Genomic DNA, 21,627 nt, shown 5'->3' with positions numbered 1-21,627 from the left:
AACTTGGCCAACAGGCCGCAGAGATAAGAGACAATTATGCTTTATTCGGCAATTCGCAAGGTGCTGTTTTCATTTGATCCCGAGGTTATCCATAACTTAACCATTAAAGGATTTCATCATACTGGTAATTCGCCATTAAAAGCATTGTATCGTCAAAAAGTGCAGAACAAGCCTGTTGAAGTGATGGGGATTAACTTTCCTAACCCTGTTGGGCTTGCTGCTGGTTTGGATAAAAACGGCGAATGTATTCAGGCATTTTCCGCACTAGGTTTTGGTTTTGTTGAGGTCGGTACGGTAACACCTCGTCCACAGCCGGGTAATCCTAAACCACGTATTTTTCGTCTTGTTGAAGCAAACGGTATTATTAACCGCATGGGCTTTAATAATAAAGGCGTTGATTACCTAGTAGATCAAGTGCGTAAAGCAAACTTTAATGGCGTACTTGGTATCAATATTGGTAAGAATAAAGATACACCGGAAGAAAATGCTAAAGATGACTATATTGCTTGTATGCGTAAAGTGTACGAATACGCAAGTTATATAACGGTCAATATATCATCGCCTAATACCCCTGGTTTACGCTCATTACAATATGGCGATGCATTAAATGAGCTATTAAGTGCGTTAAAAGCCGAGCAAAAAGCGCTTAGTGAACAGCACGGTAAATATATTCCTATTGCCGTGAAAATTGCGCCAGATCTAACCGAAGAAGAAGTTAACGGTATTGCGGAGTGCTTAGTGAATAATAATATTGATGGCGTTATTGCCACCAATACCACGTTAGCACGCGATAAAGTTGCCCATTTACCGCATGGCGATGAGCAGGGCGGTTTAAGCGGTGCGCCAGTAAAAGACCAAAGTACTACAGTAATTAAACAACTAGCCAAAGCATTAGATGGCAAGTTACCAATTATTGGCGTTGGCGGTATCTTAAGCGCTGAAGATGCTAAAGAAAAGCTGGATGCGGGCGCATCACTTGTGCAGCTTTATACTGGTTTTATTTACCAAGGACCGGACTTAATAAAAGAGATTGTTAACGCACTTTAAGTAGTTGCTTAATAAAAATCTAATCAAAGAGAACGCCAGCAATTGCTGGCGTTTTTTTTATGCATTTTTACTAATCTAAAGGTAAGTGAATAAACTTTAAGGCGGATTGTAGGATTAAAATAATCTGACAGTCGGATTGGTGCCAAACTAGGATATTGGTAACGCCCGCATAACCGGACGACATGGAGCGCCAGCGGAATGGCGTTCCGCGTTTATGCGTTTGTTATGACCCTACCCATTTTCCGATACCGAGAGCTTCCATAATAAATTCAACTGACAAAGCAGCCAGTATCATACCCATTATTCTTGTTAAGAGTGAGGCTCCTCCATTCCCTATAATTCTGATAATTCCACCCGAAAAGAGAAGCAATATCAGAGTAATTATTAAGACAGCTAGCATTGCAGCTGATGTGACGATCTGTTCTTGGATTGTATAAATATTATTATCGGTTATTAAGATAACTGCCAAAATTGCTCCTGGCGATGCCGTGGCAGGAATCGCGAGTGGAAACACTGATATATCATGAAGTGGTTCTCCACTCTCCTCTTGAGTACCACTAGAAAAAACCATCTGCAACCCAAATAGGAATAGAATTACCCCTCCAGCAACTTGAAAAGAAATAAGGCTAATCCCCATTGCTCCAAGAAGCAATTGACCAACGACAATTGCACCAACCAAAATTAGCACTGCATAAATAATAGTTTTGTATGCAGTTTTTCTGCGTTCTTTAGCTGAGAGCTTGGCAGTTAAGCCAGCAAAGAGCGCCATTGTTCCAATGGGATCTACGGTAGCCCAAATAATTAAAAGATCATGTATTACTTTGTCTATCACTGTATTTTATTCTCTAGTCATAACCTAAAGTTAACTGGTTGCGTACCAGCATTAAATTATAGACTAGTATTTAAGGAGACACGATATGCCAGAAGAGAACAAAGAAGCAAACGTTAGCAATCCAGTTGAACAGGCTGTTATGTGGTGCTTTATGCCGATAAAGATTATTATGTTTATTGTGTTGCTGTTGCTATTGCCGTTTTATGCTGGTATTGATTATGGTACTAGCCCGAACGAAGAAAAGAGATACACGCAATTTTTAATAAGAGGCTTTAAAGGTTTGGTTAGGTTTTTAACCACATAACGCTTAAAATAACGAGCTAAGGCCAGTTTGCTACAGTGCCGAAGGCAAAGCAAGCTGGACGTGTCTCGTTGATTATCTTGTTAAAAACTACTCTCTTACTTCTCGGTTGTGCCGCTACGGCAATCCTAGAAAAGAGATTTAAAGAACCTGCCCCTGTTGTTCCGAGCATGAAAAGGGATGTGCTTCACTTGAAGTCGTCTGCTTGGTCTCTGTTGAAATCCCGCTGATTTAACGAGCCAAAGCCGCGCTTCAAGCATGTCACAAAAAGTTATCGCTTTCCAATGACATTTAGGACTACGTTCCTTCGCTTTTATCCAAACTTAGTCTAGCACCTTACCCATAATGTGCTAGCGAGGATTTTTAACAATTTAATATCGACCCAATGGGTCGTTTTTCTACCATTAGTTGGGTCGTTTATCTGATTGAACCAGTTTTAACATACATCTTAACCCATTGCTAAATAATTAAATTTAGAAAAATCACCTTTTGACAAAAAGTAGAAAACGACCCATTTACTCGTTTTCTTGACTATGGGGGCAAAGTAGTTGAGCTGTATGTATATACAGTCGTTGCTTTTCAATGGAATGATTATGAGAACACGCTCACCATTTTTAAACTCAATCATAGACTATATGCTAACTAAACAATATTCTTTACGGTCGGTTGACACTTACCTGAAATGGATTGCTGGGTTTATTAATTATCACGACAAACGGCACCCCTCATCTATGGGGGATAACGAGGTCGAAAAATATTTAGACTATTTGGTTTTGAAGAAAAATGTATCACCTAAAACCCAAGCGACGGCTTTAAATGCACTGGCATTTTTATATAAACACATCATAAAACAAGAGTTATCGCTCGACTTAGTATTTGTACGTAGTAAAAAACAGCAAAAACTTCCCATTGTTATGACACCCGATGAAGTTAAATTGTTAATGTCATTTTTAGATAAACGCTATTACTTAATCGCTGGCTTAATGTACGGTAGCGGTTTACGTGTAATGGAGGCTGTCCAGTTACGTGTTCAAGATATTGATTTCGATTATAAAGTATTCGTGTATGGAATGGTAAAGGTAATAAAAACCGCATAGTAACTTTAGCTACGGAGTTAATTCCTTTATTGAGAAGTCAGATTATGCAGGCAAATGATTATTTGCAGCTTGATATAAAGAACGAACAATACTCGGGAGTTTGGATGCCGAACGCTCTTGCTCGCAAATATCCTTCAGCTAATAAATCTCTGGCGTGGCAATATTTGTTTCCGTCTTATAAGTTAAGTGCAGATCCTGAAACAGGCGAAATTAGACGGCATCACTTTTATCCCACAGGGGTGCGCAAAGCAATTAAAAAGGCTGCGTTAAAAGCACAACTGACTAAACCAATTACGCCTCACACACTAAGACATTCTTTTGCAACTCATCTACTGCAATCGGGTGCCGATATTCGAACCGTGCAAAGTCAGCTAGGGCATTCAGATGTTAAAACCACGCAAATATATACGCATGTTTTACAGCAAGGCGCAAACGGTGTCGTTAGCCCATTGAGTAAGCTACTCTAATGAAGCAATTTTCAGTTATTGGTACTTGCTCATTAATACGTAATCAATAAGCATGAAGTTATAATATTGTTTGTGTTACTGAATGTATGCCATTGGCAAACAAAGAATTCAATGTGAATGCTCGTAGAACGCTCTTAACTGTCCCCTAAGTAAAAAATAAAACTATTCATCAAAACCTCAGGAACAGATAATTGCAACAACCATTTAAGGCTGATTAGTCTGTGGTTTAGCCATTTGCTGTTCGCCACGTTCAATCAGTATTTTTACCGAAGTATCTAAATCTGCCACCATGGTTGCTAATTCAATTTGTTTGCGGTCACGGCTTGAAGATTTATTTTCTAAATTCACTAACTTGCTGTTTAACTCGTTAAGCGAGGTTTGAATGTTCTTAGCTTGTGCCAGTTGTTCAGTTAATGCATCTAAACTAAACGATAACGTGGTGTTTTTCTCATTTAGATCGCGAATGTCTTTATCATTACCAGCAACTTCTGTTCCCAGTGTTTTTAGGTTGTTTTCTGCTTTAATTGTACTTGAGCGCAGCTCTTTTATTTCAGACTGGTTTCTGCGCCATGCCGAAGCCCAGAGTTTATCCATTTCATCCCATAGCTTATCGGTTTTTTCAATTAAGCCTTCAAGTTTAGCGCGCATGGCAACGGTAGACTCACCCATTTCTTCATCGGTGGCTGATAATTGTTTTTCAAGATCAACAATACGCTCTTCAGCGGCATGTAGCGCTTGAGTACTTTTTAAATCTTGTTGGTAAAACCAATAACCACCACCAGCAAATGCAGCATAAAGCACTAAGCTATTGAGAATGGCGAGTGTTGATGATTTTTTTGGGGTATCTGGCGTGCGAGTGCTACTGGTAGCCTCAACTTTAGCTGAAGCTTTAGATGGGCTTTTAGTACTGCGATAAGCCTCTACTTCATCAAGATCTGGCTTAATACTTGGAATATTGTCATCAATTGGATTGGTCAACGCGGTATATCCTAACTTTTGCCTAATAGTGGCGTATAAATGGGGCGATTAATGCAAGTTACTTTAAAATAAAATTACAGAAAAATTAACCGCTAACTTAAAATTTTTGCAACTAACTGTTTGCAAGCTGCTGCACCGTATAATAAAAAAGGCGCTAATGCGCCTTTTCTACAATAAAATTGCCATTAATAACTGTCGTTATGTACGGCTTGTACCGCACGACCAGAAGGATCTGCCATTTTGCTAAAAGCTTCGTCCCATGCTAATGCTTGCGGTGTACTACAAGCAACTGACTTACCACCCGGTACACATTGCGCAGCGCTTTCTAGCGGGAAGTGCTCTTCAAAAATGCTGCGGTAGAAATAAGCTTCTTTTGTATCTGGTGTGTTAACTGGGAACTTAAATTTGGCCGTTTCCAGTTGTTGATCGCTTACTTGCGACTCAACATAAGTTTTTAAACCGTCAATCCAAGAATAACCTACGCCATCAGAAAACTGTTCTTTCTGGCGCCATAGAATTTCTTCCGGTAAATAGCCTTTAAATGCGCTTCGTAATACGCCTTTTTCGATTTTCCCGTTACCACACATTTTATCTTCAGGGTTAATGCGCATGGCGACGTCTAAAAAGTTTTTATCTAAAAACGGTACGCGAGCTTCAATGCCCCAAGCCGACATCGACTTGTTAGCGCGCAAGCAGTCAAACATGTGTAACTTATCAAGCTTTCTAATTAACTCTTCGTGGAATTCCTGAGCGTTTGGCGCTTTGTGGAAATATAAATAACCACCAAAAATTTCATCAGCCCCTTCACCCGATAACACCATTTTGATGCCCATTGCTTTAATTTTTCGCGCCATTAAATACATAGGGGTAGAAGCACGAATAGTGGTTACATCGTAAGTTTCTAAGTGATAAATCACTTCTTTTAACGCGTCAATACCTTCTTGTTCAGTAAAGACCACACTATGGTGAATAGTGCCAATAGCATCAGCCACTTTTTGCGCTGCGGCTAAATCTGGCGAGCCTTGCAAGCCGCAAGCAAATGAATGTACTTTTGGCCACCAAGCTTCTGATAAATCATTTTCCTCAATACGGCGCGAGGCATATTTTTGGGTGATCGCTGACACTAACGAGGAGTCTAAGCCACCTGATAACAGCACGCCGTATGGTACGTCAGTCATTAAATGACTTTTTACTGAATCTTCAAGGGCTGCGCGTAATTTATCAATACTGGTGGTGTTATCTTTAATGGCATCAAATTGTTGCCAGTTACGTTTGTAGTATTTGCGTAATTCACCGGTTTTGCTGTCAAGCACATGGCCTGGAGGAAATTCTTCTACGGTTTTACACACAGGCATCAATGCCTTCATTTCTGAGGCAACATAGAAGTTACCGTCTGCATCTCGGCCAGTGTAAAGTGGAATAATACCGATATGATCGCGAGCAATAATATAGCGATCTTCACTTTCGTCATATAAACAAAAGGCGAACATGCCTTGTAGTTTATCAATAAAGTCTGCACCGAACTCTTGATAAAGTGGCAGGATAACTTCGCAATCAGAGCCTGTTTGGAACTGGTAATCAACGTTTAAGTTAGCAGCCAGTGTTTTATGGTTATAAATTTCGCCATTTACTGCAAGAATATGTTTTTTATCATGGCTGTAAAGTGGCTGAGCACCGTTCTCTGTACCAACAATGGCTAAGCGCTCATGCACTAAAATTGCGTTGTCGTTAAAGTAAATGCCTGACCAATCAGGACCGCGGTGACGTAAAAGACGAGAACATTCTAATGCGATAGGGCGTAATGCCTCTGCACCAGTTTTTATATCAAGAATACCAAAGATCGAACACATTGAAGCGCTACTCCTTTTTCCAAATTGTAAGATTTAGCCCTGTTAACAGGCTTTAATTGTTCGCCTAACATCCTTCATAGCCGGCGAACTAAGCTATGTCGGGTTAAGGTTGAAATTACACAAACGGTGGGCCGTCTGTTGCCAATACGCTGTTGTTGATAGTGTTTCAAAAACAAAGCGCGCTTTTAAAATGCGTTGTTTTTATTTAAATTGCAATAGCTTATTTAAATTATTTGTATAAAAACTCTAACTTTGACTGGTCGTGTCGCTATTTCCCGTTGAAGTAGCACTATTTTGAGTTGGCCAGATATTGTTAGATAACTTTCCTTGATAGCTAAGTTGGTCGCTATATAGTGTCATATCTGCATTAGCAGTTCGTTTTTTCATATAGTCAACATACAAGGCTTTAATGGTTGGGGTAAGCTGAACAATGGCAAAAATATTAACTAACGTCATTAAGCCCAGCGCCATATCGGCCATAGCCCACACTTGAGTAAGCGAAGCATTTGCTCCCCAAAATACCATGGCAAGATAGCTAAAGGTGTAAAGACTGCGGCCAGTTTTATTATCAAGGTGGAATAAATGCAGGTTACTTTCAGCATAAGCGTAATTAGCAACTACTGAGGTAAAAGCAAATAACGAAATGGCAGCGGCAACAAAATAAACACCACCTTCACCAATATGAGTGGTCATGGCATCTTGAGTTAGGCGAATACCTTCCATATTGCCAGACATAGGCACATCGGCCAGTAAAATTATAAATGCCGTACAGGTACACAGCACCATAGTATCGATAAACACGCCTAACATTTGCACAAAGCCTTGAGCAACGGGGTGGTTTGGATTAGGCGACGCACTGGCCGAGGCATGAGGCACTGAGCCGGCACCCGCTTCATTGGAATAAAGCCCACGTTGAATACCATTTTTTATTGCAGCGCCTAATGCGCCCGCGCCAGCTTCTTGTAAACCAAATGCCGAGGCAAAAATGTCGCCTAATACGGCTGGAACGAGTTCAAAGTTATATACAGTGATAAGTAGGGCGCACAGCACATAGCTAATGCCCATAAATGGCACTACTTTTTCGGCAAAATGAGCGATGCCACGAAAGCCGCCAGCAACAATAACGCCAGCGAGCAGGGTGATAATAAGTCCGGAGTATACTTGCGGAATATCTAACGCATGGTTAAGCGCATCGGTAATAGTATTAGCTTGCATAGCGCTAAAGCTGAAGCCATACCCAAGAAATAAACAGATAGCAAAGGCAATTGCCAGCCAACGTTTTGATAAACCTTTTTGAATATAATAAGCAGGGCCGCCACGATATTCGCCGTGATCGTCTTTAACTTTATAAAGTTGTCCTAAAACGCTTTCAGCAAAACCTGTGGCCATACCTAAAAACGCAATCACCCACATCCAAAATACTGCGCCAGCGCCACCTAACGAAATAGCAACAGAAACACCAGCAAGGTTGCCGGTGCCAACGCGTGCAGATAAACCGGTACATAACGCTTGAAATGAACTGATGCCAGCTTTGTCTTCATTGGTGCTGTTTTTCATCACCGAAAACATATGGCGAAAATGATTAAATTGAACAAATTTAAGGTGATAGCTAAACCAAAGCCCGGCAAATACTAAAATATAAATGAGTACTTGGCCTTCGCCCCATAATACCTTGTTAACATTGCCAACTATTAACTCAACTATTTGATCAATCATGTCATTTTGAAATTATTGTTTTTTATCTACCTTAAAGATATTGAAGCAATGTGCAAATTTTTTCTGTTATTTATCTGTTTTTTAAATGGAAAGGGGCACTGATTACTCCAAACAATAAAGCAGGCGTTTGTTTGGGTAACTAAATGGTGCGAAATTAGTCGTAGTGAGACAAACCAAAGGGGGGGGTTTAGGCTAAACGTTTAAAAGCAAAAAAGGCCGCAAAAAGCGACCTTTCTTTAGTTGGTTTCATTGAGCTGATTTAAGCAGTTGGCACATGTCAGATTGAATAAGTACAGTCCACCGCGTTAATCAATTTTATGCTCAATTGACTAAACGCCTAAAAGCAAAAAAGGCCGCAAAAAGCGACCTTTCTTTAAGTGGCTCCCCTGGTCTGATTTGAACAGACGACACATGGATTAACAGTCCACCGCTCTAACCAACTGAGCTACAGGGGAATAATCTCGTTTGTTTTTACAAGCAGTACATGGATTAACAGTACCCTCAACCTCATAGCTCTAACCAACTGAGCTACAGGGGAATAAACTGGTTTGTTTTACAAGATATACATGATTAACAGTATTCTCAACCTCATAGCTCAAACTAACAGAGCAATAAGGAATAAACTTTTACTTTTGAGCTATTCGCTCTGATAACCGTTAGAAATAATATTTTCAACCATTATCATAAATTTGGCTCCCCTGGTCTGATTTGAACAGACGACACATGGATTAACAGTCCACCGCTCTAACCAACTGAGCTACAGGGGAATAGTGTTTATTCCGTTAACAAGTGCGTCACTCGTTAACGGGGCGGAATATTAAAGCCCGATTATGATAGTGTCAACACAAAAATGACAAAAATTTTAATATTTAATTCGTTTGCTTGCTTTGTAAACGAATTGGTGTGAATTCACCCACTTTTAATTGTTTATTTAAGTTTTCACTTAAAAACTTGAGCCAAATTTAAGTTATCCACGTAAGTTGTGGATAACTGTGTGGGCGAAAGTGTAATAAATCGTATTGTTATCGATTTTACTGGGGGTGTAGCCTGATGGTTAAAAAATAGCTCAAATCGATAAAGTGCAATAAAAACAGTTGGTTAATTGTTTTTGTGGTGAAAAACGCAACATCAAGCGTATTAAATGAACAATCAGTTGTTTTAAGTAGTTTTCTTGGTGATTACTTGCCAGATTAGTCTAACAAAAATTATTTTGTTGCTAATTTAACCATAGCTAAGCGGCATAGCTAAAATGAGATTACATTAATTCTTACATTGTTGTTGAAACTTATTGTTCGGAAATCGCATATAGCGATAGCCGCACTAAAAACTATCTTTTACAATAGTTGTATTAAAACGCTAACAATAAATTTGCTGTCCAATACATGACCACAATTGCACATAAGCGCGAAACTGACTTACTTAAAGATCCTGTCGGGCTAACTTTGAAAAATATGACGATTCCGATGATTTACGGCATGATTTTATTAATGACGTTTAATTTGGTGGATACGTTTTTCGTCGGTTTGTTGGGAACACAACCACTGGCAGCGGTTAGTTTTACCTTTCCTATTACCTTTACCGTGATAAGCCTGACCATTGGTTTGGGGATTGGCACTTCTGCGGTCATCGCTCGTTACTTAGGGGCGAAAGATAAAGCAACCGCTAAAGATAGCGCGACTTCGGCAATGTATTTGTCTGCGGTAATCGTTTCACTTATTTCAGCATTAGGTTTTATTTTTACTGACGAAATATTTCTTTTGCTTGGCGCCAATAAAAGCCTGCTACCACTTATTCACGACTATATTGATATTTGGTATTTGGGCAGTATTTGCTTAATCGGCCCTATGATAGGAAATGCAATATTGCGCGCCTCAGGAGATACCAAAACGCCGAGTATTATTATGGGCAGCGCGGGGCTTATAAACGCTGTGCTTGATCCTGCCTTTATTTTTGGTTTTGGTCCAATACCGGCGATGGGAGTTAAAGGCGCGGCTTATGCGACCTTTGTTTCTTGGATATTCGGTCTAGCGTTTGTCTTACACGTGTTAATTAAAAAGCGCCAATTAATTCATGGCCACATAATTCCTTGGCAGACATTTATTAAAGCGTGTCGTGGCATTTTGCACATTGGTTTACCTGCTGCTGGGGCTAATATGTTAACGCCCATGGCAGCGGCCATTATGACCGCAATTATTGCTAGCTATGGTGAGTCGGCAGTAGCGGCATTTGGTGTTGGCTCACGAATTGAATCGATAGCTAGCTTAGTGGTACTTGCATTATCGATGACGTTACCACCATTTATTAGCCAAAATTTTGGTGCAGGTAAAATGGAGCGGGTTGAGCAGGCCTACCAATCGGCAGTTAAATTTGTATTAATCTGGCAAGTGTTGATTTATGCCGTGTTAATTGTGTGCTCATCATTTATCGCCAATGCGTTTGCTAAAGAGCAGGCAGTAGCTGATTTAATAAAATTATTTATCTATACCTTACCGCTTGGCTACGGTTTGCAAGGGATTATTATTCTAACTAATTCTTCATTTAATGCGCTGCATAAACCTTTGGTAGCGTTAACTTTATCGGTTGTTCGATTATTTATTTGCTATGTGCCATTGGCGTATTTAGGAAGTTATTTCTTTGGTATTGAAGGCTTTTTTGTCGGTGCCTTGTTAGGTAACGTTGTCATGGCATTTATTTCTTATTATTCATTTACCCGCCAGTTTAACCAACATCAAATTGATGGAGAGGCTCAATCGACATGAAGTCAATGCAGTTAGTTTCCGATTATACGCCTAGCGGCGATCAACCTACCGCGATAAAGCAATTATTAGAAGGCATTGAAGCCGGCTTAGCCCATCAAACCTTATTAGGGGTTACAGGTTCAGGTAAAACATTTACCGTTGCTAATGTCATTGCCAAGCTTAATCGTCCTACCATGATGCTAGCGCCAAATAAAACGTTGGCGGCACAGCTTTATGGCGAAATGAAAGAGTTCTTTCCGAACAATGCCGTGGAATATTTTGTTTCGTATTACGACTATTATCAGCCAGAAGCGTATGTGCCAACCACTGATACCTTTATTGAAAAAGATGCCTCGATAAACGATCATATTGAGCAAATGCGGTTATCGGCCACCAAAGCGTTACTAGAGCGACGAGATGTAATTATTGTTGCCTCTGTTTCTGCTATTTATGGTCTAGGTGATCCTGACTCTTACTTGCAAATGATGTTGCATTTGCGCCAAGGCGATATTATTAATCAGCGTGATATTTTGCGCCGTTTAGCCGAGTTGCAATACACTCGCAACGACGTGGCATTTCAGCGGGCAACCTATCGGGTGCGTGGTGATGTGATTGATATCTTTCCTGCTGAATCAGACCGATTAGCACTTAGGGTTGAGCTATTTGATGAAGAAGTGGAAAAAATCAGTGAATTTGACCCATTAACTGGTAGTGTTGAGCGCACGTTGGCACGAGTCACTGTCTACCCTAAAACACATTACGCAACGCCACGTGAGAAAATTTTAGCGGCGGTTGAGTCAATTAAAATTGAACTCAAAGACCGAGCTAAGCAATTAAAAGATAATAATAAATTAATTGAAGAGCAACGCATTGTACAGCGCACTCAATTTGATATTGAGATGATGACTGAGCTTGGTTATTGCTCAGGAATCGAAAACTATTCCCGTTATTTATCGGGTCGTGGCGAAGGTGAAGCGCCACCAACCTTATTTGATTATTTGCCTGATGACGGTCTGTTAATCATTGATGAGTCGCATGTTACTGTGCCGCAAATTGGCGCTATGTATAAAGGCGATCGCTCGCGTAAAGAAAACTTGGTGGAATATGGTTTTCGACTGCCTTCAGCACTAGATAACCGGCCAATGAAATTCGAAGAGTTTGAAGCGTTAGCGCCGCAAACCATTTATGTTTCGGCAACGCCAAGTAATTATGAAATGGAAAAATCTTCAGGTGAAGTGGCAGAGCAGGTGGTTCGACCGACAGGCTTACTTGATCCAGAAATTTTTGTTCGCCCCGTTGATACACAAGTTGATGACTTATTATCGGAAATTAATAAGCGCATTCCGATTGGTGAGCGAGTATTAGCCACGACCTTAACCAAACGTATGGCTGAAGATCTGACCGATTACTTACACGAGCACAATATTAAAACACGTTACCTGCATTCAGATGTTGATACGGTAGAGCGTGTTGAGATTATTCGAGACTTTCGTTTAGGCAAGTTTGATGTCTTAGTGGGAATTAACTTATTACGTGAAGGCTTGGATATGCCAGAAGTGTCTTTAGTGGCCATTTTGGATGCAGATAAAGAAGGCTTTTTGCGCTCTGAACGCTCATTGATTCAAACTATTGGTCGTGCGGCACGTAATGTTAATGGTAAAGCAATTTTATATGCCGATCGTATTACCGGCTCAATGCGTCGAGCGATGGATGAAACAGAGCGTCGACGAGCAAAACAAGATGAATATAACCAAGAGCACAATATCACGCCAAAAGGTGTGGTAAGAAAGATCACCGATGTGATGGATATTGGCAGTACGCCAGAAGAGCAATTAATCGCGAACAAAGTGGCAGAGCGTAAAGGGCCTGCACACGTTATGTCGTTTGAAGAAATTGAACAGAAAGTTAAGCAGCTTGAGGCAAATATGATTGAATTTGCCAAGAATTTGGAATTCGAACAAGCCGCTTCGGTTAGAGATGAAATTGCAAAGTTAAGAGAATTACAGCTTAGTCGTTAGCTATTTAAGATCAGGCATTGAGTATCTGCAGATAATATCGGCAACGGCGTCACTGTTACAGTGAGTTAAGCTACTGATTTCCTCAATAATTCGGTCTTGAACATCAACAGGGAACAGCATGAGTTGTTCCAAGTAAAGGTGCGCTTGTGTCTCTTTATTGCAATTAATCATATTGGCTAAATGCATGGCGTGGTTTTTCCATATAGCGCTCATAAATACATCCTCATATCGAATAGTACCTTTATAAAGTGTAGTCTATAGCGCTCAAGGCATTATATTCATTGGTTATGTAAAAAAAACGCCGCTAGTTTACTAGTTATAATAATCAGTTAAAGACCAGCTAAAAATAAGTTAAAGAATTGAAAATTGATACGATAAAGGTTCGCCATTTTACCTGACAAGGGGTAAAATTCGCGGATCAAATATTGTTGATACGTTTCTCAACGATAAAGTAAAAGAGATTTAACAGTTATATGTCACAAATTAGAGCAAGGGTGAAGTTAAAGGTTGGCCCACATAGCGATATTGACGCAGAAATTGTCAGTTTTACCTGTTTTGATAAAGACAACGAGCATGTTGCTATTGTTTTCAAACAAGCCGATTTAACCCAGAAAGTACCGTTAGTAAGAGTACATTCAGAATGTTTAACTGGTGATGTTTTTCATTCATCGCGTTGTGATTGTGGTGAGCAATTAGATGAAAGTATTGCCATGATGGCTGAGCAAGGTGGTGTGATTCTGTATATGCGTCAAGAAGGACGCGGTATAGGCCTTTACAACAAAATTGATGCTTATGTTTTGCAAAGCCAAGGGCTTAACACCTACCAAGCCAATAAACACCTAGGGTTTGACGACGATCAACGTAGCTTTGAACATGCAATAGCCATGTTAAATGCATTAAATATTTCTGAGCTTAAGTTACTGACTAATAATCCTAAAAAAGCTAAAGCGCTAGCTGAAAAAGTAAAAGTGGCAGAAGTAGTTAATACCAGTGTTCATATCAAGCCAGATAACGCCAGTTATTTAGCCGCTAAAAAGCAGCACGGTAAACATGATATTGATATCGATTAGTCACTGGCTAATTACCAATAATACCTAATAAAGAACCAAACGATGCGCCGCAGCAATTACCCCGAAACTGACGTTGCCGAAATAAATTGGCGAGTACTCAAATCACTGTGGCCTTATCTACTTGAATTTAAGCTGCGCATTGCTATAGCGATTGGCTGTTTAATTTTAACCAAAATCGCCAGTGTTTATTTGCCGTTTATTTTAAAAGACTTAGTCGACTTGCTCGATGAAAACGGTAAAAACAGCATTTATTTAGTGCCCATTGGTTTAGTTGCTGCATACGGTGCGGTGAGATTCTCGATTGTAATTTTTGCTGAAATTCGCGATACCTTATTTGGGCGAGTAACTGAACGTGCTATTCGCCGTATTGGTTTGAAGGTCTTTAACCATCTGCATCAGCTTGAGCTAGATTTTCACCTTAACCGCCAAACGGGTGGTATTTCTCGAGATATTGATAGAGGCACGTCGGGCATCAGTTTTATGATGCGATTCATGGTGTTTAATATCGTTCCTACGTTATTTGAAATTGTGCTAGTCGTTGCGATTCTAGGGATTAATTACGGGGTAAGTTTCTCGCTGGCAGTGATCATTTCAGTGGTGTGTTACATCGCTTATTCGGTTAAAGCCACGGAGTGGCGCACTGGCTATATTCGCGAGGCCAATAAAGCTGACTCTTCCAGTAACACTCGGGCAATCGACAGTTTGCTTAACTATGAAACGGTTAAATACTTCACCAACGAATCTTATGAAGCGAATGCTTATGATCAGCAATTAGCAACATGGGAGCAGGCGAAAATTAAAAACCGTTTATCGTTATTTGCCTTAAACGGCGGTCAGGCGTTAATTATCGCATTGTCGATGACAGTAATGCTAGCAATGGCGGCCTATCAAGTCACATACCAGCAAATGACGCTTGGAGATTTTGTTCTAGTTAATGCGTTTATGATGCAACTGTTTATGCCGCTTAACTTTTTAGGCTTTGTCTACCGTGAGATTAAAGGGTCAATGGCTAATATTGAACAAATGTTTACTTTGCTCGGTAAAAAGCCGGCGATTGTCGATATTGACGAAGCGCCAGAGCTAAAAGTGACAGAAGGCGTGGTACGGTTTGAAAATGTTACCTTTAGCTATGACGGTAAACGTCAGGTCATTAATGGCTTAACGTTTGATATTAAAGCAGGTCAAAAACTGGCGGTAGTTGGTGATAGCGGCTCAGGTAAATCTACTTTAGTTAAATTACTATTTCGGTTTTATGATGTTAGCGCGGGTAGAATTTATATTGATAATCAAGATATTACCCAAGTTAGTCAACACAGTTTACGGCGACATATTGGCATTGTCCCGCAAGATACTGTGTTATTTAACGATACCTTGTTTGCTAACGTTCAATATGGCAATCCACAAGCAAATGATGAACAAGTCCGAGAAGCGATTAAACTTGCTCATTTAGATACATTTATAAGCCAATTACCAGAGGGCGTAAAGGCCATGGTTGGCGAGCGGGGCTTGAAATTATCTGGTGGTGAGAAGCAACGGGTAGCCATTGCTCGCACTATTTTAAAAGCCCCCGAAATTTTGGTGTTTGATGAAGCAACCTCAAGCTTAGACAGTCACTCTGAGCAAGCAATTTTAAAGGCGATAAAACAAGTTAGCCGCAATAAAACCAGCTTAGTAATTGCTCATCGTTTATCGACTGTTGTCGATGCCGATCATATTTTAGTCATGAAAAATGGTCAGATAGTTGAGCAGGGCAGTCATCAAACATTGCTAAACAATCAAGGCGTTTATTTTGGTATGTGGTCGTTACAGCAATCACAAACTGCTGAGTCAGCAAGTGAGCAACCTTAAGTTAAAAAATATCAGCGCAACACATAGTGAGAACTTGAAATGCAACAACACCCAGCGATAGCAAAAACTAAAGCCTGGTTAGAAGAAATTGTCATCGGCTTAAATTTCTGCCCATTTGCCAAAAAAGAATTTGTTAATAACACCATTCGTTATCATGACAGTAAGGCTGGCTTATTACCTGTTGCTCTAGAGGAGTTTGCCGATGAATGTCAGTATTTATTAGCCAATCCTGATGTTGAAACAACGTTAATCATTTATACCACAGGTTTTCGCCAGTTCGACAAGTACCTTGATTTAGTGGACTATGCTAATGACTTGTTGATAGATATGGGTTTAGAGGGCGAGATTCAGGTGGCAAGTTTTCACCCTGAATATGTCTTCGATGGTGAACGTGATGATGAACCGAGTAACTACACCAATCGCTCGCCACTTCCAATGTTGCACTTGATCCGTGAAGCGAGTATGGAAAAAGTACTCGCCTTATATCCACATCCTGAGCAAATTCCAGACAACAATATTGCTTTAGCTCAAGATAAAGGCACTGCATTTTTTAAGCAGTTTTTAGCGCGTTTAAACAAAATGTAAGGTTTATAGCGTTTACATTTTGCGCATTACAATTTGTCACAATAGGTTTTCAAAGCCACACAGTATTTAACCGACAGTTCTCTACCATGCAATGCACTTAAGATGAAAGGAGTATGGTATGAGCACAATATATTGCGGTCACCGCATCTACTTTAATAGTTTTGACGAGCTTTGGATGTTCTATCGAAACCGCTTAACAGAAGCGAAACAAATAATGGCTAGCTAAATCACTGTTTAGAAATAACCGTAAAATATTCATTCATTAACAAACTTTCATTGTTACACTTATGTGCCAGCAATGGCTTACACTTCTTTGTTTTTCAAAATTAATCGAAGTGATTTTAAACAGTATTCTTTTACGCTATCAGTTACAATAGCCGGCAAATTAGTCCTTAAGTTAGTCTTTACGACATCGATTGAATCAGCATCAGTCGCTTTAATAACAAGGTGTGTTAGTGGAAAAAGATAAAATAGTACATGTGGGCGGTGATATAGAAAAAGCATTGGCCGGCCAATATAAAATCGACTCTATGCAAGTGTTAAAAGAGGCATGGAAGTATACGGTAAATACTCGTTGGACGATTAATTTAGCGCTAATGTTTGTCATGATTTTGGGGGCAATAGTTTCAATTGTTGTCAGTCAGTCATTAGGTGGTATCGAACATGTTTTTGAAGATCCTAAAGCCAGCTTTATCCTTAATTTAGTGGTGACTGTCGCTATTTGGCCATTTCTTGCAGGTGTCGAAATGATGGGCGTGCTACATGCCGTCGGGTTAAAAACCCAGCCTAAATTAGTGTTTGCCTTTTTAAAACGCGGTAGCTGGGTGGCAATTTGTGCCGTGCTAACGTCACTATTAATTAGCTTAGGATTACAGTTATTAGTGATCCCCGGCATATTTTTAGCGGTTGCATTATCGTTAACTATTCCATTGATTGTAGAAAAGCGTCTAACGCCAATTAAAGCCATCGTTTTATCGATTAAGGCATTACGCTTTCAGTGGTTTAATATTTTTAAAGTATACTTAATGTTAGTTGGAGTGCTGTTATTGGCGGCATTACCATTAGCATTTGTTGGTCAAAACAGCGCCATGGTCTTGGTTGCAAGTGTGCTTTTTGTCGTGGTGATGTCGTATTTAGCACCACTTTATTACAATGTAAAAGGTGTGTTATACCGAGAAATTTTTGGCATGAAATTGCATGCTGTTACCGCCGATAGTTCAGTTGTAGACGATACATTTATCGCCTAAATTAGCAAACCCAAATGGATGTGGGAGTATAGAAGTTGAAAGAGAGTATGTTGAAAAAAAATGTCATATTGATAGTAGCGTTATTGTTTTTGGGTATGTTAATCAGGCCTTTTATGATCAAACCCTACTATATTGGTGAGCAAGAGCCGACAGATGAAGTTGTAGCTAAACCAAAGGAAAAGCCGCTACATAATGTCGACTTGCCAGACTTTGACCAAATTCTTGATGTTGAACAGAAAAAGCGCGCATTTTTTTCATTTATTCGCCCCTCAGTTGAAAAGCAAAATAGTGCCATTCTAGCCGAGCGTAAGTTTATTTTGTCGCTATTAGCGGATGTTAACGATGGCTTAACCGTATCTGCTGAACAACAGGCAAAGCTTGCCAAGCTGGTGAAAAAATACCGAGTAAGCGATAAGAAAACATTAAACGAGCAGCTAGTTGAGTTGGAAGTGAAAGTAGATAAAATTCCAGCGCCTTTAGTGTTAGTGCAAGCAGCTAATGAGTCGGCATGGGGCACATCACGTTTTGCTCGTATAGGTTTGAACTTTTTTGGTATATGGTGCTACCGACCTGGGTGCGGTATGGTGCCACGTTCACGCGATGAAGCAGCCGATCACGAAGTACAAGCATTCCAAAGTGTTGATGATGCGGTCACTCGCTATTTACACAATATCAACACCAATGCCGCTTATGGCGTATTTCGCACCATTCGCAAGCAGTTACGCGATCAAGAGCAACCTTTAGTACCGGAAGTGCTTGCAACTGGGTTATTGCCTTATTCGGAGCGCGGCTCTGACTATGTAGTGGAAATCTCAGATATGTTAAGGCATAACAAACGTTTTTTTGAACAAGCCAATAATCAAGCGATTTCGTCACCCTAATTGCGATTTCGTCACCCTCATTGATAGTTGGCCGCAATTCGCCAAGGTGTGCATCACGGACTTTAAGCACGATATTTAGCAACTAACATTAAATATGCATTGCTTAATATCGTGTAAATACTTCCATACGCCCAATAAAAAAGCCTATTAGCAAGCTAATAGGCTTTGGCGTGTTTAAGCAACGTAGTGAGGGAGATTCCTACATTGCCATACTACATGTTGTAGCGAACACCAAGGAAGTATTGAGTGCCAGTGTGGTTATATTCACGCATCAGGTTTAGGTTACCGTCGCCAGTGGTGAATAAACGCTCGTACTCATCAGTGACATTAATAATTTCTAGGGTAAACGTTAAGTTTTCGCTGAAATTATAAAATGCCGAGATATCAACGTGAGTAGGGCCCGTTGTGCCATGTTCAGCGTTACCATTACTACCGGTAAAGTCGGTAATATAATCATCACGCTTGTTGGCTGAAACGCGAGCACCGTAGTTATCTTTTTCATAGTACAAGGTAAAGTTGTACGAATTTTCAGATAAGCCAGTGATATCAGCAGATGAATTTACTTTCGTGTAGTTTGCAACTACCCCTAGGCCATCAAATGGCGCTGGTAAAAAGCTCATAGGTTGCTGATAGATTAACTCTAAACCACTAATTTGGTTGTTATCCTTGTTAACACTGGTGAAGTGCTCGTATGGAACGTTACGCGGATCTAAGGCAATTTGTGGATCGTATTGTGGATCTGCATCAATAAACGGATAGTAGGCCGGGTCTACTAAACGCTCTTCAGAGTCACTGGCAATCCAGTCATCAATATCTTTGTAATAAACATTAGCCGCCAATAACGACTCTTCATTGAAGTACCACTCTAAAGCAACATCGACATTGTCAGAGACAAATGGCTTAAGGAATGGGTTACCCGTACTTACCGTACCATTGATGTAAGAAAAGCTTGGGTTACCAGGATTTAGTGAACTTAAGCTTGGGCGAGTAATGGTTTGTGACATACCTAAACGCACTACGACTTCATCTGTGGCATTTAACGCTAAGTTAATTGCTGGTAAGAAGTTTTTGTAGTCGTTTTCAATGGTTACCTTATCTTCATCAATTAAACCTGTTGAGGTTGTTGTTGTTTCAACATAACGCATACCAAAGTTTGAGTTAAGCGTCATACCAGCAATTTCATGGCTAGTACTTAACTCTAAATAAAGTGCATCGGTTTCTTCTTCAACTTTCCAGGTTTGGGCTGAACGCGGTGTCCACTCAGAAGGTAATAAACCTGATTTGATTGCACCAAAGTCAGCAACAATAAATGATGATAACGGGCCATCAAAGCCATTGCCAAAGCCATCAACTGGCATCATTTCACTGTAACCAACAGCAGAGTCTTGATCAGGGAAGCCATTAATTTGCTCTTCGCTATAGGCTACTTTTCTGTCGTTATAGGCGTAACCGGCTTTAACGGTTAATTCATCGCCTTCATATATGAAATCAATTTTTGCCGTATCGTTTTCTCTATCAACATCCGTTGCACGCAAACGACCGTCTGATAGGTTGTACATACCGGCATCATTGACATCATAACCATAGCTAACATCAGGAGCGTTTGAATTATCGCTAAAATCAAAGCTAAAGGTATGGGCAGTATTATTGGTCATGTTGTAGCGGTATTGCTCTGAACGAGCGTCAGATTCTGCCGTACCAAACATCGCATTAACCATAAAGCGGTCGGTAATGTTGTAGGTACCAGATAATACATATTGGCTAAAATCTGTTGATGAAATTTGCTGGCGACTTTCAATACGCGATTTAACACCATCATAAGTACCAGCCAAAACTTGCTGACCATTAGGGTGTACAGTAATCGCGGTAGGAGTAATTTCATCAAAGGTACTACGGAACATTTCAAAGAAATTGTACATAGTACGTTTGTTATCTAAGGTTGAAAGTAGGGCATCGAACGTAATAACTAAGTCATCACTTGGTGCATATTGAATGGACGCAGTATAGCCATCACGATCTTGTTCATTGCCAAAGTAATCTGGACGTGGCAAGCGCGGTGTCCATAAACAGTTGATCGGGTCAACAGCAACGCCGTCATCTTCACAAGCACCAACACTTGGCGTACCTGTTACTACGGTATTTGATGTGTCAGCAAATAAACCGCCGCCATCTTTTACTGGTGTCGTCCAACGTACAGTACCAAAACCTTCTTGACGAACAGTACGCTCTGAACTGGCCGCTGAAAATAATACGCCAATGGTGTCGTCAGCAAACGTATTGCTGATCATAAACGCAAGGCGCGGATCAACTTCTTCAGTGATATCGTTGTAACCACCTTGTGCTGAAGCTGAAATGTGGAAGCCGCGATTATCAAACGGTTTAGCCGAATATAAATCAACGGTACCAGCAATACCGCCTTCTTCCATTGACGCGGTTGGTGATTTTTGAATATCAACGCGGTTAAATAATTCAGAAGCGAATACGTTAAAGTCAAATGAGCGACCACCGTTTACACCGCCGCCTGAATCGGTACCATCAGTACTTGCAGGAATTTCCATGCCATTGAGTGTGGTACGAGTAAAAGCAGGGCCTAAACCACGTAAGGTAATTTGACGACCTTCACCACCTTCACGAGAAATGGCAACACCTGGTACCCGCTGAATCGACTCAGCAATGTTTAAATCAGGGAACTTACCAATATCTTCTGCGGCAATTGACTCTTTTGAGTTAACTGCTGTGCGTTTTTCTAATAATGACTTTGTCAGTGAACTTCTAAAGCCTTTAACTTCTATTACTTCAACTTCATCGTTTGCGCCGTCTGCTGGGCTTTGTTGTGCCATGACATGGCCACCCGACAAGGACATTGCAACTATTATTGCCAACTTACTTTTTTTGTAATTCATGTTATTACTCCCGTATAGCTTGTTATTATGTTTGGGGTACTACTTTTTC

15 protein-coding genes, 2 tRNA genes and 1 pseudogene are annotated in these 21,627 nt (G+C 40.3%); 10 read left to right on the top strand and 8 right to left on the bottom strand.

The window, feature by feature from the left end:
* Window positions 1–36: 36 nt before the first annotated feature.
* Window positions 37–1,047 (top strand): quinone-dependent dihydroorotate dehydrogenase, encoded by a 1,011-nt coding sequence (gene pyrD / locus ACOB82_RS10710; protein WP_448212982.1) that lies wholly within the window; start codon window positions 37–39, stop codon window positions 1,045–1,047.
* Window positions 1,048–1,270: 223 nt separating this feature from the next.
* Here pyrD and ACOB82_RS10705 read toward each other — a convergent pair whose 3' ends face one another.
* Complete coding sequence (locus ACOB82_RS10705) at window positions 1,271–1,879, bottom strand: MarC family protein (RefSeq protein ID WP_448212981.1); 609 nt, start codon at window positions 1,877–1,879, stop codon at window positions 1,271–1,273.
* An 85-nt stretch (window positions 1,880–1,964) separates the two neighbouring features.
* On the opposite strand from ACOB82_RS10705, the gene ACOB82_RS10700 reads away from it, so the two are divergent.
* A complete protein-coding gene (locus ACOB82_RS10700) occupies window positions 1,965–2,183 on the top strand; it encodes a hypothetical protein (RefSeq protein ID WP_448212980.1) in 219 nt (72 codons plus the stop codon).
* Between the two features lie 590 nt (window positions 2,184–2,773).
* A pseudogene (locus tag ACOB82_RS10695) lies at window positions 2,774–3,744 on the top strand (integron integrase).
* 204 nt (window positions 3,745–3,948) lie between these two features.
* On the opposite strand, the gene ACOB82_RS10690 reads toward ACOB82_RS10695, so the two are convergent.
* The 5 genes from ACOB82_RS10690 to ACOB82_RS10670 all read right to left on the bottom strand — a co-directional run bounded on the left by ACOB82_RS10690 (window position 3,949) and on the right by ACOB82_RS10670 (window position 9,055).
* Entirely contained in the window at window positions 3,949–4,722 is a 774-nt protein-coding gene (locus ACOB82_RS10690) for a hypothetical protein (protein WP_448212979.1), read from the bottom strand.
* A 185-nt stretch (window positions 4,723–4,907) separates the two neighbouring features.
* A complete protein-coding gene (asnB, locus tag ACOB82_RS10685; RefSeq protein WP_448212978.1) occupies window positions 4,908–6,572 on the bottom strand; it encodes an asparagine synthase B in 1,665 nt (554 codons plus the stop codon).
* Window positions 6,573–6,818: 246 nt separating this feature from the next.
* A complete protein-coding gene (locus tag ACOB82_RS10680; protein ID WP_448212977.1) occupies window positions 6,819–8,288 on the bottom strand; it encodes an alanine/glycine:cation symporter family protein in 1,470 nt (489 codons plus the stop codon).
* A gap of 378 nt (window positions 8,289–8,666) precedes the next feature.
* Window positions 8,667–8,743 (bottom strand) — tRNA-Asn (locus ACOB82_RS10675).
* Between the two features lie 235 nt (window positions 8,744–8,978).
* Window positions 8,979–9,055: transfer RNA gene (locus ACOB82_RS10670), tRNA-Asn, on the bottom strand.
* Between the two features lie 615 nt (window positions 9,056–9,670).
* Here ACOB82_RS10670 and ACOB82_RS10665 point away from each other — a divergent pair.
* Both ACOB82_RS10665 and uvrB read left to right on the top strand, forming a co-directional pair.
* Window positions 9,671–11,047, top strand: a complete 1,377-nt coding sequence (locus ACOB82_RS10665; RefSeq protein ID WP_448212976.1) for an MATE family efflux transporter — start codon at window positions 9,671–9,673, stop codon at window positions 11,045–11,047.
* Window positions 11,044–13,044, top strand: coding sequence for an excinuclease ABC subunit UvrB (gene uvrB / locus ACOB82_RS10660; RefSeq protein ID WP_448212975.1), 2,001 nt, complete (start codon window positions 11,044–11,046; stop codon window positions 13,042–13,044). The genes ACOB82_RS10665 and uvrB overlap by 4 nt, the downstream gene beginning before the upstream one ends.
* On the opposite strand, the gene ACOB82_RS10655 is transcribed toward uvrB, so the two are convergent.
* Complete coding sequence (locus ACOB82_RS10655; RefSeq protein ID WP_448212974.1) at window positions 13,045–13,257, bottom strand: hypothetical protein; 213 nt, start codon at window positions 13,255–13,257, stop codon at window positions 13,045–13,047.
* A gap of 260 nt (window positions 13,258–13,517) precedes the next feature.
* Between ACOB82_RS10655 and ACOB82_RS10650 the strand changes: the two genes are divergently transcribed.
* The 5 genes from ACOB82_RS10650 to ACOB82_RS10630 all read left to right on the top strand — a co-directional run bounded on the left by ACOB82_RS10650 (window position 13,518) and on the right by ACOB82_RS10630 (window position 18,675).
* Window positions 13,518–14,114 (top strand): GTP cyclohydrolase II, encoded by a 597-nt coding sequence (locus ACOB82_RS10650; protein ID WP_448212973.1) that lies wholly within the window; start codon window positions 13,518–13,520, stop codon window positions 14,112–14,114.
* Window positions 14,115–14,156: 42 nt separating this feature from the next.
* Complete coding sequence (locus tag ACOB82_RS10645) at window positions 14,157–15,962, top strand: ABCB family ABC transporter ATP-binding protein/permease (RefSeq protein ID WP_448212972.1); 1,806 nt, start codon at window positions 14,157–14,159, stop codon at window positions 15,960–15,962.
* A 39-nt stretch (window positions 15,963–16,001) separates the two neighbouring features.
* Window positions 16,002–16,547, top strand: a complete 546-nt coding sequence (locus tag ACOB82_RS10640) for a DUF1415 domain-containing protein (RefSeq protein WP_448212971.1) — start codon at window positions 16,002–16,004, stop codon at window positions 16,545–16,547.
* A gap of 455 nt (window positions 16,548–17,002) precedes the next feature.
* Window positions 17,003–17,794, top strand: a complete 792-nt coding sequence (locus tag ACOB82_RS10635; RefSeq protein WP_448212970.1) for a hypothetical protein — start codon at window positions 17,003–17,005, stop codon at window positions 17,792–17,794.
* Between the two features lie 113 nt (window positions 17,795–17,907).
* Window positions 17,908–18,675: a glucosaminidase domain-containing protein gene (locus tag ACOB82_RS10630; protein ID WP_448212969.1), complete on the top strand. Its 768-nt coding sequence runs from the start codon at window positions 17,908–17,910 to the stop codon at window positions 18,673–18,675.
* Window positions 18,676–18,887: 212 nt separating this feature from the next.
* Here ACOB82_RS10630 and ACOB82_RS10625 read toward each other — a convergent pair whose 3' ends face one another.
* On the bottom strand, window positions 18,888–21,578 hold the full coding sequence (locus ACOB82_RS10625; RefSeq protein ID WP_448212968.1) for a TonB-dependent receptor: 2,691 nt from the start codon (window positions 21,576–21,578) through the stop codon (window positions 18,888–18,890).
* Window positions 21,579–21,627: the final 49 nt, after the last annotated feature.

The sequence above is a fragment of the Colwellia sp. MEBiC06753 genome, from assembly GCF_053470325.1.
This window is presented reverse-complemented; position numbering and strand designations above follow the sequence as displayed.

Excerpts from the sequence above, each read along its gene's own strand:
- ACOB82_RS10630 (WP_448212969.1), top strand. The coding sequence starts at position 17,908 with ATGATCAAACCCTACTATATTGGTGAGCAAGAGCCGACAGATGAAGTT.
- pyrD (WP_448212982.1), top strand. The coding sequence starts at position 37 with ATGCTTTATTCGGCAATTCGCAAGGTGCTGTTTTCATTTGATCCCGAG.
- ACOB82_RS10640 (WP_448212971.1), top strand. The coding sequence starts at position 16,002 with ATGCAACAACACCCAGCGATAGCAAAAACTAAAGCCTGGTTAGAAGAA.
- uvrB (WP_448212975.1), top strand. The coding sequence starts at position 11,044 with ATGAAGTCAATGCAGTTAGTTTCCGATTATACGCCTAGCGGCGATCAA.
- ACOB82_RS10655 (WP_448212974.1), bottom strand. The coding sequence starts at position 13,257 with ATGAGCGCTATATGGAAAAACCACGCCATGCATTTAGCCAATATGATT.
- ACOB82_RS10645 (WP_448212972.1), top strand. The coding sequence starts at position 14,157 with ATGCGCCGCAGCAATTACCCCGAAACTGACGTTGCCGAAATAAATTGG.
- asnB (WP_448212978.1), bottom strand. The coding sequence starts at position 6,572 with ATGTGTTCGATCTTTGGTATTCTTGATATAAAAACTGGTGCAGAGGCA.
- ACOB82_RS10665 (WP_448212976.1), top strand. The coding sequence starts at position 9,671 with ATGACCACAATTGCACATAAGCGCGAAACTGACTTACTTAAAGATCCT.
- ACOB82_RS10625 (WP_448212968.1), bottom strand. The coding sequence starts at position 21,578 with ATGAATTACAAAAAAAGTAAGTTGGCAATAATAGTTGCAATGTCCTTG.
- ACOB82_RS10650 (WP_448212973.1), top strand. The coding sequence starts at position 13,518 with ATGTCACAAATTAGAGCAAGGGTGAAGTTAAAGGTTGGCCCACATAGC.
- ACOB82_RS10700 (WP_448212980.1), top strand. The coding sequence starts at position 1,965 with ATGCCAGAAGAGAACAAAGAAGCAAACGTTAGCAATCCAGTTGAACAG.
- ACOB82_RS10680 (WP_448212977.1), bottom strand. The coding sequence starts at position 8,288 with ATGATTGATCAAATAGTTGAGTTAATAGTTGGCAATGTTAACAAGGTA.